The sequence below is a fragment of the Agarivorans sp. genome (assembly GCF_050295395.1).
In the GTDB taxonomy this organism is placed as follows: domain Bacteria; phylum Pseudomonadota; class Gammaproteobacteria; order Enterobacterales; family Celerinatantimonadaceae; genus Agarivorans.
This window is the reverse complement of the sequence record NZ_JBNKPP010000213.1, coordinates 1-11501: the sequence shown is the minus strand read 5'-3', so window position 1 is coordinate 11501 and position 11501 is coordinate 1. Positions and strand designations below refer to the sequence as shown.

Annotated in this window: 9 protein-coding genes; 4 read left to right on the top strand and 5 right to left on the bottom strand. The window is 43.7% G+C overall.

What is annotated here, in order from left to right:
• Positions 1-47: 47 nt before the first annotated feature.
• The 3 genes from hupB to ruvC form a co-directional block, all read right to left on the bottom strand.
• A complete protein-coding gene (hupB, locus tag ACQY6Q_RS12225) occupies positions 48-320 on the bottom strand; it encodes a nucleoid-associated protein HU-beta (protein ID WP_055732009.1) in 273 nt (90 codons plus the stop codon).
• A 204-nt stretch (positions 321-524) separates the two neighbouring features.
• Positions 525-2873, bottom strand: coding sequence for an endopeptidase La (lon, locus tag ACQY6Q_RS12220; RefSeq protein ID WP_427981792.1), 2349 nt, complete (start codon positions 2871-2873; stop codon positions 525-527).
• Between the two features lie 126 nt (positions 2874-2999).
• Positions 3000-3521: a crossover junction endodeoxyribonuclease RuvC gene (gene ruvC, locus ACQY6Q_RS12215; RefSeq protein ID WP_427981790.1), complete on the bottom strand. Its 522-nt coding sequence runs from the start codon at positions 3519-3521 to the stop codon at positions 3000-3002.
• Positions 3522-4252: 731 nt separating this feature from the next.
• Here ruvC and ACQY6Q_RS12210 point away from each other — a divergent pair.
• The 3 genes from ACQY6Q_RS12210 to ACQY6Q_RS12200 all read left to right on the top strand — a co-directional run bounded on the left by ACQY6Q_RS12210 (position 4253) and on the right by ACQY6Q_RS12200 (position 8413).
• Positions 4253-4717 (top strand): hypothetical protein, encoded by a 465-nt coding sequence (locus ACQY6Q_RS12210; RefSeq protein WP_427981789.1) that lies wholly within the window; start codon positions 4253-4255, stop codon positions 4715-4717.
• Positions 4686-5879, top strand: coding sequence for a hypothetical protein (locus ACQY6Q_RS12205; RefSeq protein ID WP_427981787.1), 1194 nt, complete (start codon positions 4686-4688; stop codon positions 5877-5879). Before ACQY6Q_RS12210 ends, ACQY6Q_RS12205 begins: the two co-directional genes overlap by 32 nt.
• A 74-nt stretch (positions 5880-5953) precedes the next feature.
• Positions 5954-8413, top strand: a complete 2460-nt coding sequence (locus tag ACQY6Q_RS12200; protein WP_427981786.1) for a putative bifunctional diguanylate cyclase/phosphodiesterase — start codon at positions 5954-5956, stop codon at positions 8411-8413.
• An 87-nt stretch (positions 8414-8500) separates the two neighbouring features.
• Here ACQY6Q_RS12200 and aspS read toward each other — a convergent pair whose 3' ends face one another.
• The gene (gene aspS / locus ACQY6Q_RS12195; RefSeq protein ID WP_427981784.1) at positions 8501-10267 is read right to left on the bottom strand and encodes an aspartate--tRNA ligase; all 1767 of its coding nucleotides are present in this window, start codon (positions 10265-10267) and stop codon (positions 8501-8503) included.
• Between the two features lie 247 nt (positions 10268-10514).
• Between aspS and cmoA the strand changes: the two genes are divergently transcribed.
• Complete coding sequence (gene cmoA / locus ACQY6Q_RS12190; RefSeq protein WP_427981782.1) at positions 10515-11243, top strand: carboxy-S-adenosyl-L-methionine synthase CmoA; 729 nt, start codon at positions 10515-10517, stop codon at positions 11241-11243.
• 72 nt (positions 11244-11315) lie between these two features.
• On the opposite strand, the gene ACQY6Q_RS12185 is transcribed toward cmoA, so the two are convergent.
• A partial coding sequence (locus tag ACQY6Q_RS12185) for an HIT family protein (protein ID WP_427981780.1) occupies positions 11316-11501 on the bottom strand: 186 nt, incomplete at its 5' end.

Sequence of the window (11501 nt, the reverse complement as noted above, 5' to 3'; positions counted from 1 at the left end):
ATCAGAGGATGCGCCTTTGACAGACCGCAAAGCTGCGACTGACAATTTTAGTTAACTGCGTCTTTTAACGCTTTACCGGCTTTAAACGAAGGTACGTTAGCAGCGGCAATTTGAATCTCTGCACCCGTTTGAGGGTTACGGCCAGTACGGGCAGAACGTTCTTTAACTTGAAAAGTACCAAAACCTACCAAGGCTACGCTATCGCCTTCTTTCAGTGTATCTGAAATCGCTTCAATAAAAGAGTCCAGCGCTCGGCCTGCTGCCGCTTTAGAAATATCCGCGCCTTCAGCGATTTTATCTACGAGTTGAGCTTTATTCACAATTGGTTCCCCTTGTTGTTATTCCTTTTCTTCTCACCACAGGAAGTTCCCTTTTTACGGTTGAGAATGAGGCGAGTTAGTCTAATAAAGTAATACCACCATCAATGTTATTATCAACGGCTTCCTTGCCAGCCTTAGGCTATAGCCCTTGAACAAGGCTGGCAAGTACTATTTTACGATCGCATCCCGTTTATTTGCATTGACTCAAGCTTTTACTTCGAAGCCTTCAGGATTTTGCTCTAAAGCAATCTCCAGAACCTGTTCTATCCAGCGTACTGGAATGATTTTGAGGTCACCAACAACATTTTCGGGGATCTCTTCTAAATCACGTTCATTTTCTTTTGGAATCAATACTGTTTTGATCCCGCCACGGTGTGCAGCCAACAATTTTTCTTTTAGGCCACCAATTGGAAGCACCTCTCCGCGCAGGGTGATTTCCCCGGTCATTGCCACTTCCGCTTTTACTGGATTACCAGTCAAGCTAGACACCAAAGCGGTACACATTGCGATGCCCGCACTCGGCCCATCTTTTGGCGTGGCACCTTCTGGAACATGCACGTGAATATCACGTTTTTCGTAGAAGTCGTTATTAATTCGCCATTTCTCAGCACGCGAGCGCACCACTGTCATGGCGGCCTGAATAGACTCCTGCATCACGTCACCCAAAGAGCCAGTGTAAGTAAGCTTACCTTTACCAGGTACTGAAGCCGTCTCAATAGTGAGTAAATCGCCCCCCACTTCGGTCCAAGCTAGGCCGGTCACCATCCCGACACGGTTATTCTCATCGGCTTTACCGTAGTCGCAACGTTGCACCCCGAGATAATGGCTTAGGTTTTGCTGATTGATTTCAACTTTCTTAATATCTTTATTAAGTAAAATCTCTTTCACTGCTTTACGGCATAACTTTGAGATTTCGCGCTCTAAACTACGCACCCCAGCTTCGCGAGTGTAATAACGTATAATGCCTATAATCGCGCTATCGTCGATGACGATTTCGTTAGCTTTTAAGCCATTACGTTTAATTTGTTTGTCAATTAGATGCTGCTTCGCAATATTGAGCTTTTCATCTTCGGTATAACCAGACAAGCGAATCACTTCCATACGGTCAAGTAAAGGACCTGGAATATTCATCGAGTTGGAGGTGGCAACAAACATCACGTCGGATAAGTCGTAGTCCACTTCCAAGTAATGGTCGTTAAAGCTGTTGTTTTGCTCAGGATCCAATACTTCCAGCAGCGCTGAAGCAGGATCGCCGCGCATGTCAGAGGCCATCTTGTCGATTTCATCCAACAAGAATAAAGGATTCTTAACCGCCACTTTGGCCATTTTCTGAATCAATTTACCAGGCATTGAACCAATGTATGTACGACGATGCCCACGGATTTCAGCTTCATCACGCACGCCACCTAAAGCCATACGCACATATTTACGGCCGGTAGATTTAGCAATGGATTGCCCTAGCGAGGTTTTACCTACACCAGGGGGCCCAACAAGACACAAAATTGGCCCCTTAAGTTTGTTCACTCGGCTTTGTACAGCTAAGTACTCTAAGATACGTTCTTTAACCTTCTCTAAGCCATAGTGGTCTTGATTAAGCACTTGCTCGGCCTTAGCCAAATCACGCTTCACTTTAGAACGTTTTACCCAAGGAACACTGATCATCCAGTCAACATAGCTTCGCACTACTGTGGCTTCGGCTGACATGGGCGACATCATTTTTAACTTGTTGAGCTCTGCCTGAGTCTTCTCTTTGGCTTCGGCGGGCATCTTGGCTTCTTCAATACGCTGAGCCAATTGCTCAAATTCGTCTTGGCCATCTTCAGATTCACCCAGCTCTTTTTGAATCGCCTTCATCTGCTCATTGAGATAATACTCTCGCTGGCTTTTTTCCATTTGTTTTTTAACGCGGCCACGGATCTTTTTCTCAACTTGCAGTAAGTCGATTTCCGATTCCATCATCGCCATTAAATACTCTAAACGCTCAGTCACACTAGCCAACTCGAGTACCGACTGTTTGTCTTCTAGCTTCAGAGGCATGTGCGCGGCCATGGTGTCGGCTAAGCGGGCAGCGTCGTCAATACCAGAAACAGAAGTAAGTACCTCGGGAGGAATTTTTTTATTCAGCTTGATATAGCCTTCAAATTGGCTAATTGCCGAGCGAACCATTACCTCTTGTTCTTTTTCTTCCGGTTGAGCAGACACCACGTACTCGGCAGAAGCAACATAATACTCTTCTTGTTGGATGATCTCTTCCAATCTGGCGCGCTGACTACCTTCAACCAAAACTTTAACGGTACCATCAGGCAATTTCAGTAGCTGCAAAATATTAGCTACGGTTCCAACGGTGTATAAATCGTCAGCCTGAGGGTTGTCGTTACTGGCATCCTTTTGTGCAACCAATAATACCTGTTTGTCTTGACTCATCGCACTTTCTAAACAGCGGATGGATTTTTCGCGACCAACAAATAAAGGAATAACCATGTGCGGATAAACCACAACGTCACGGAGCGGTAATACGGGAATTTCAAAACGTTCTGAACGCTCTAAGGTCATGTCGTCCTCTTTACCTTAGCTAATAATCTCTATCAGCATATTGGGTCAAACTTTTGTAGTTTCAATTCTTAGTACAGGATAAATTTAAAAAAACTGGCTTGTAGCTGCTTTTTTAAACAATCGGAGTTAACGCAAGCGTCTACGTACCGTACCACGCACCTTTCCCGCCATGCCAATTAAACTTTGTCTGGTATGGCAATGACATAGCGCTACCGCCAAGGCATCTGCGGCGTCGGCCTGAGGGCTGGCCGATAGAGCCAATAATTGCGTCACCATGTGCTGTACCTGCGTTTTGTCTGCCGCTCCGGTACCGACAACGGCTTGTTTTATTTGCCTAGCCGAATACTCTGCCACAGGAATATCTTGGCTTACGGCAGCAACAATTGCAGCCCCTCTTGCTTGGCCAAGCTTTAGTGCGGAATCAGCATTCTTGGCCATAAAGACTTGCTCAATAGCAAATTCGTCGGGAGAGAACTGGGTAATAATTTCACTGACTCCCGCATGGATCAGTTTCAAGCGAGCGGGTAATTCGGTTTCATTAGTTCGAATACAGCCGCTGCCTAAATATTCTATGCGTCCATAGGCTTGCTTAACGATCCCATAACCAGTAATCCGCGAGCCAGGGTCGATACCTAAAATAATACTCACTGCTGAACGCTACTTTTCAGCAAATTCACCAGCACTATATCCAACTCAGCAAACTTATTATATCTCATTATTTTATATATCATTATCTTGTTCCAAGGCAGCACTTCAGACTAGCAAGTTTAGCGCGGCATTCCTATTAATTCATGCTAGCAGATACCGTTCCTCTGCCGGTTATAGAGGGCTTAGCCAGCGCTTTTACTTAGCCAAGTTGAGTTACTAGCGGACTCCCCTTCCCGAACTGATTTAAGTAAACATTTTTTCACTTTTTACAGCTTGGACAACTTTACGGCGTTTAATATCGGGCCGTTAGTAATACCTACCCATTCATTTTCCCATTCGGCTTACTAAGCTTGGATAATAAACCTTAAATCTTAGCTACTCAAAATTTAACAGCTAGAGAAAACTTCAGCTGTTTTATTCAAGCCAAATTCGCAAACCTATTGGACTAGCTTCAAGTTTAAATGGCACAACATATAAATTAACCAGATCTCTCTAACGTCAATACCAATGAAAAAACACTCAATAATCATACATAATTATGTTCAAACAATAAGATGATAAATACTCCTAACCATTGAAAAAATAACAAAAAACTCAATAGAAAACTTATCGCAGGTGAATATTTAAACAAAACAAAACATTTTCAATTCACCCTTAACTTATTGAAAAAATTAACCTATATTTAATTAATCAAGGACATGTAAACCAATTACTATCTAGCATGGAAGGCTATGAATCTAACTGTTAAGCGCGCTAACTTAGCTTCTCATAAGCGCAAGTGCTTACTCTTAAGCCTGTTTATATTTATTCACATCACTAGCTTCAGCATTCCTGTCGATGCCGAAATTTGGGTTGTGAGTCATGCCAAACAATCAACACAACTCAATATCAACACCATACGTTCCATCTTTTCCCTTCGGCAAAAACATTGGCCTGATGGGCAAATGATAGAACTAGTGGTAATGGATAATAATTCGCCATTACATAGACAATTTTGCCTCGACACCTTAAATCTATTCCCCTACCAACTTAGTAGGATTTGGGAGCGGCAAATATATACCGGGACAGCGGTCGCACCTACCATAGTCAACTCAGAACAAGATATGCTCAGTATTATAGAAAATAACCCCAACGCAATTGGATATGCTAGCCAAGAGGTCAATAATGAAGCTCTTCATTCTTTTGTTGTTAAGTAGTTTCAGCGCGGCATTCTTTACAGCTCCAAGCCATGCAAAAGGCTCTTGGGGCGGCTTCGTATCTGCCAGCTATATTGATGTGAGCGCAAACAATTATTATGGCTATAACTCCGGAGATAGCGGTCCCTTATATGAAGCTGGCCTGCGCGGCTTTTGGCAATTAAACCCTAATTGGTCCTTATCCGGTTTAATCATTGGTAGAGAAAATGGCGATTGGTTTGAAAGCGGTCTAGAGCTTGATTACCTTAGCTTAAATTACCAAACCGCGCTACATCAAGACTGGGAGCTAGGCCTTAAGCTAGGTAGATTTAAATTAGCCAATGGTATTTATGGCGCAACCCAAGATGTCCCCTTTACTCGTCCCAGCATTGTATTGCCGCTGTCAATCTATCCGCATATCCTCAAAGAACAAAGCCTAAGAGCAGATGGTGTGCGAATTGATTTAGACCACTTCACAGCCAGCGGCCAGCAATACAGTTTTGCGGCGTCAATAGGTAAAGAAAAATTCGATGAAAGCTTTACCCGTCGCTTCTTGGGTAAAGATCAGGGTGGAAAATTCGACAGCGAGTGGAATACCTCATTGCACTTCTCGGCGCGCCCCAATTCAGATTGGTACGCCGCACTAGAATATCGTCGCTTAGAAATGTATTTAAACAATGCCATCGATCTAGCTGGACCACAAAGCCCGATTCCGTTGCCTTTCGACTTTAACATTGACACCGAGCAATACATTGCTTCACTGCAGTATACGCAGCAACATTATGAATTAACCGCAGAATTTACTATGCGCAGAGGTGGCACTTCAGCCGAAGGGAAAAACCAGTTTGCTAAACCCTTAGAAAGCAACTTCGAAGGCAGCATCGATATGAACGCTTATTATTTACAAGCAGTGTATATCGTTAATCCACAATGGAGCTTACTTGGCCGCTACGACAGTAGCCACTTTGTCGACAACGATATCGAACCTAACTTAAGAGATCTACAAGACATCACTATTGGACTAACTTGGAACTTTCATCGCAATTTCCAACTAAAGCTGGAGCACCACTGGTTCACAGGTACCTCTATGATACCTCCAGTCAGAGACTTAAATTTCAGTAGAACGAATAACCCTGAACGTTACTGGCGTCTGTTTGCTGCTCAACTAAGTTATCGTTTTTAATAATTAGCTCTATGCTTAATATGATAAAGCTTAATTAACAGCTTCAGCGGTATAAGAGAATAAAAGGAATAATAATGACCTTGAGCCAGTTTCCTTTGATGGATCTAAAAAACCGATACATTAGCGTCAGATTGAAGCTTACTTTAGCTTTAATCTTGGCTGCGGGCATAGTTGTTACGGTATTTGGCTTTACTGCCCAAGAGCACTATCAAAACCAACAAGAGCAATTAAAACGCAGCTATCTCGATAACTATTCCTTAGAGTTTAATGACCAAATAGAACGCCTAAGTGATAGCGTCACCTATATTTTTGAAACCCAAACCCTACTCAGCCAAACCGATAGTTTGGCTGAGTTGGACCAATATTTATCCCGACGTTTACCTGAGCTACAGTGGCTTCTTCCGATTAATAATGGCTGTACTGTATTTACTGTAGAGCAATACCGTTGCGCGAATGTCGACGAACCACCGCCACGACAACTACTGGAACAAGTATCGTTGCTAGCCAGACCAATGCGCTTGTTACAATGTATGGAACAGTGCTTTTTGTGGGTTTCGCTACCTATTCGAACTAGAAGTGCCGAGCAAGGCCTACTAGCTTTTCAACTAGATTTAGCCGATGCGCTGATCAATGTCACTCAACGGGATGATATTGAAGTTGCCATCATCGACCTAGAACGACCAATTTATAAGAGTGTTTTATTGGCTACTAATACTCAAGTACTCAGTCAAAACTGGTTTGACAATGCCATAGAGTATCGTAACCACGCTAATATGGAGTTCAAGGTTGAAGAAAAAACCATTGTTGGAAAGCAATACCCTATCAAAGATAGCGCTAGCCCCTCACTAAAATTACTGATTTTAAAAGACTGGAGTGAACAAATACGGCTACAAACCCAATTCTCCAATAAACTGTTAATGCTACTACTTATCACCATGGGCTTAGCCATTGTGATCGGTATCTTGTTAATGCGCCGACCTCTTAAGAGCTTACGTTATCATACTGAAACACTACCTAGTATTTTGCAGGAGAAAAGCTACCAACCGCAGGCTAAATTGCAGCTATTTAATGATGAGTTTGACTCTTTAGATGACATCTCGATTAAGTTAGCCAATAGCTTCGCCAGAATGCGGGAAAACATTGCAGAAAACACCAAAGTGTTAGAAAAAATGGCCATGGAAGACCCTTTAACCGAGCTGCCTAATCGCACTGCTTTTTTAACTCAGTTAGGGATAGCCCTACAAAAAGCCAAACACCAAGGCCGTGAGATAAGCCTGATCTATATCGACTTAGACAATTTTAAAACCATTAACGATACCCTAGGACATGATTTCGGCGACTTGTTGCTGGTACAGGTGGCCAAAAGAATCAAGCATCTTGGTAAATCAGCCTCAGGTACCTACCGCCTAGGCGGAGACGAATTTACCTTACTCATCGACAATCAAGATAAAGACAGTGTATTAGGCTTCGCCTACAGTCTTGCTCAAGAAATCGCTCACGATATAACGCTATCGGGAGTCACCATGCGAGTCACCTTAAGCATTGGTATTGCCACCGCCAAACAAGCCGAGTACGACTCGCAACTGTTAATTAAATACGCGGACTTAGCGATGTATTCATCCAAACGTCAAGGACGTAACTGTTGTACCCACTTTGATATAGAACTGGCTCGACAAAATGACATGGTATTTACCATTGAGAACCAGTTCCAAAATGCCATGACGCAAGACCAACTGGAGTTATTCTTACAACCGCAAATATCCATGAACCAACAACAGATTACCGGCTTTGAGTTATTGTTGCGCTGGAACCACCCCAGCCAAGGAGTTATGAATCCGGGGCAATTTTTAGACATCGTTGAAGCAGGTCGCCATATTCTACCCTTAGGTTACTGGGTAATAGAAAAATCCATCGCGCTATTAGAAGAATTACATCAACAAGGCCATCAAGGATTAACCATTGCATTCAACATTAGTGGACGGCAATTTGAAGACAAGCATTTCGCTAAACGACTCATCAGCAAGTTTGCCGCCGCTGATATTGGTGACAACTATCTAGAATTAGAAATCACTGAAAGTGTTGCGGTGCAAAACTACCAGCAGGTAAAAAGCCAACTCAAAGAAATCCGCCAAGCAGGAATACGAGTGGCCTTTGATGACTTCGGTAAAGGTTTCACCTCTCTCAGCTACTTAAGCAATTTAGCCTGCGACAAAATCAAATTTGACCGTGAATTTGGCCATAACGCCCTTTCTTCCAAGCCAACACAAAACATTGTACTTAGTATGCGCGAGTTGATTAACACGCTAAATTACGAAATTTTAGTGGAAGGGGTCGAGACCCTAGAGCATGCTAACTGGTTGAAGAAAAATGGTTTTGACAAGGTACAAGGTTACTTCTTTGGCCGGCCTCAAGCTAAAGCTGAAGCGCTAGACCTTTATCACCGCTGTAATGAAAAAGGCGCTCTATTAGATAAAAACGGCCAAATTATTCACCTGCACCCATTAATCAACATGCCAAAAGCAAACAGCAACTAAGAGGCTATTTGATACAAAAAAGGCCAGCTACCGGAGCTGGCCTAACAACTATCAACCTATCTTAGGATGGGTCGTGTTAATAACTAATTATTTAGCCTCAGGTAATTGTACCTGCAATGCCAATTCATTTAGCGCAACCGGATTAGCAGCACTTGGGGCGCTAGTTAGCGGGCAAGCTGCCGTTGCGGTTTTCGGGAATGCCATTACATCGCGAATCGAGCTAGCGCCAGTCATTAACATCACCAAACGGTCTAAACCAAAAGCTAAGCCAGCGTGAGGAGGAGTACCGTACTGCAAAGCCTCAAGCAAGAAGCCAAACTTCTCTTGAGCCTCTTGTTCGCTAATACCCAACACTTTAAAGGCAGCAGCTTGCATATCTTGTTTGTGAATACGAACACTACCACCACCTAGCTCACAACCATTTAGAACCATGTCATAGGCATTCGACAATACCCCTTCAGGGGCACTAATTAACTGCTCAGGAGTCACGCCCTCTACTGGTGCGGTGAAAGGATGGTGAATAGCATGGAACTGTCCGTCCACTTCTTCAAACATCGGGAAATCAACTACCCATAATGGCTTCCACTCATCTGAGACTAAACCTAAGTCTTGGCCCACTTTCAAGCGTAAAGCGCCCATAGCCTCACAAACAACATTGGCTTTATCTGCACCAAATAGGATTAAGTCACCATCTTGAGCTTGGCAGCGCTCAACAATAGCACTGGCCACTTGTTCATTTAAAAATTTCAGAATTGGCGATTGTAAGCCATCTAGGCCTTCGCTCACTTGGTTAACCTTCATCCAAGCGAGACCTTTAGCGCCATAAATACCCACATACTTACCGTAATCGTCGATTTGTTTACGTGATAAGCTAGCGCCACCAGGAACGCGCAATACTGCTACGCGGCCTTTGTCATCGTTAGCAGGACCAGAAAACACCTTAAACTCAACATCTTTCAATAAATCGGCTACGTCCACCAACTGCATAGGGTTACGTAAGTCCGGCTTATCCGAGCCATATAAACGCATCGCTTCGGCGTAAGTCATTTGTGGGAATTCACCTAAGTCCACATCCAACATGGCAATAAACAGTTCACGAATCATCTGCTCGGTCACTGCCATCACCTGATCAGAACTCATAAACGAGGTTTCAATATCAATTTGAGTAAACTCGGGTTGACGGTCAGCACGCAAGTCTTCATCACGGAAACACTTCACAATTTGGTAATAACGATCCATGCCCGACATCATCAACAACTGCTTAAAGATTTGCGGAGACTGTGGCAAAGCGAAGAACTGGCCTTTATGGGTGCGGCTAGGCACCAGATAATCACGCGCGCCTTCTGGAGTAGCCTTAGTCAAAATAGGGGTTTCAATGTCTAAAAAGCCATTGTCTTCCATGAAGCGACGAACAAAACCGGTCACCTTGGCGCGGAACATCATCCGTTGAGTCATCTCAGGGCGACGTAAATCCAAATAACGATAACGTAAACGCTGCTCTTCCGAGTTGTCTTGGTTACTGTCTAAAGGTAGTGGCGCAGCACGGTTAAGAATGTCCAACTCTAAGCCCAATAGCTCTACTTCACCGGTAGTCATATCTTTATTAACTTGGCTATCTGGACGGGCACGCACTCGGCCCTTCAAACGGACACAAAACTCATTCCGTAAACTGTTGGCGGTATCGAAAACGTCGGCTCGGTCTGGATCAAACACCACTTGCACAATGCCTTCTCGGTCACGCAAGTCGATGAAGATAACACCGCCCAAATCACGACGACGGTTAACCCAACCGACTAAATTTATTTCTTGATCAACTAACTCTTTAGTGACTTGTCCACAGTAAACAGTGCGCATTTGGCCTTTCCCGTTTTACGTTTTTAAAATTTAGTAAATGAATAACTCCGACGAAGCCCTTTGGCAACATCAAGGAGTGAAAGGGCGATAGTATAAAGGAAAGCGACCATAAATAAGAATAGCGATAGAGCAATAAATCTAGTGCAGACGACAATTTTGCCAAAGACAAGGACGCTTTGGCTGGTTACAATGCCCCACTAATACCATTTTGTTTTTTAAAAGCCGCTTTTGCGTACGAGAACCAGCCATGCAAGGCAAAGATACTCTATTTTCTAAACCCATTACCCAGCTCGGCGAGTTTCGCTTTGACGAACAAGTCGCCGAAGTATTTCCCGATATGATCCAACGCTCGGTGCCGGGCTATAGCAATATAATCTCAACCATTGGACATTTAACTGGGCAATTCCACCAAGCCAACAGCAAACTCTATGACTTAGGCTGCTCTTTGGGTGCGGCTACTTTAGCAATGCGCCGCGCGGTCACCAAACCAGGAGTAGAAATTATTGCTGTAGATAACTCTGCCGCAATGCTAGAGCGCTGTCAAAAACACCTCGACGCATTTCGCAGCTCTGCCCCAGTAAGCCTGTTATGTGAAGATATCTGTGAAGTAGAAATCAGCCAAGCCTCGGTGGTGGTATTAAACTTCACATTGCAATTTATCGCTCAAGAGCAACGTTTAGCCCTACTGAAAAAGATTTACCATGGAATGTGTCCAGGTGGCTTACTGATAGTTAGTGAAAAATTTCATTTTGAGCAAACCAGTACCCAAAATTTAATCAGCGAACTGCACCTCGATTTTAAACGCGCCAATGGTTACAGCGAGTTAGAAATTAGCCAAAAGCGCAGCTCTTTAGACAATGTACTGGTCACCGATACTATTAACCAACATAAACAACGTTTTGCTGAAGCCGGTTTTTCGGCTAGCGAACTGTGGTTTCAATGCTTTAACTTTGGCTCTTTAGTGGCGATAAAATAACCCCGCAACTAGGCCTTATGATTTGGCTGAGAAAGCAACGCTCTCAGCCTGATTCATCCTTACTGCTCTATACTAAGCGCTCAACAAAGCGGCAATCTTATCAGCAAAGGGTTGCAGCTCTGCACTATCAACCATGGTTCGAGCATGGCTTCGAGCCTCTGCCAGTGAGCCAGGAATAATATGAAAATGAACACGCAGTACGGTTTGGCCTGCTTGCTCACCATTAAATTGAACTAGGCTGATCCCTTCTACTTGCAT

Excerpts from the sequence above, each read along its gene's own strand:
- ACQY6Q_RS12200 (WP_427981786.1), top strand. The coding sequence starts at position 5,954 with ATGACCTTGAGCCAGTTTCCTTTGATGGATCTAAAAAACCGATACATT.
- lon (WP_427981792.1), bottom strand. The coding sequence starts at position 2,873 with ATGACCTTAGAGCGTTCAGAACGTTTTGAAATTCCCGTATTACCGCTC.
- aspS (WP_427981784.1), bottom strand. The coding sequence starts at position 10,267 with ATGCGCACTGTTTACTGTGGACAAGTCACTAAAGAGTTAGTTGATCAA.
- cmoA (WP_427981782.1), top strand. The coding sequence starts at position 10,515 with ATGCAAGGCAAAGATACTCTATTTTCTAAACCCATTACCCAGCTCGGC.
- ACQY6Q_RS12205 (WP_427981787.1), top strand. The coding sequence starts at position 4,686 with ATGAAGCTCTTCATTCTTTTGTTGTTAAGTAGTTTCAGCGCGGCATTC.
- ACQY6Q_RS12210 (WP_427981789.1), top strand. The coding sequence starts at position 4,253 with ATGAATCTAACTGTTAAGCGCGCTAACTTAGCTTCTCATAAGCGCAAG.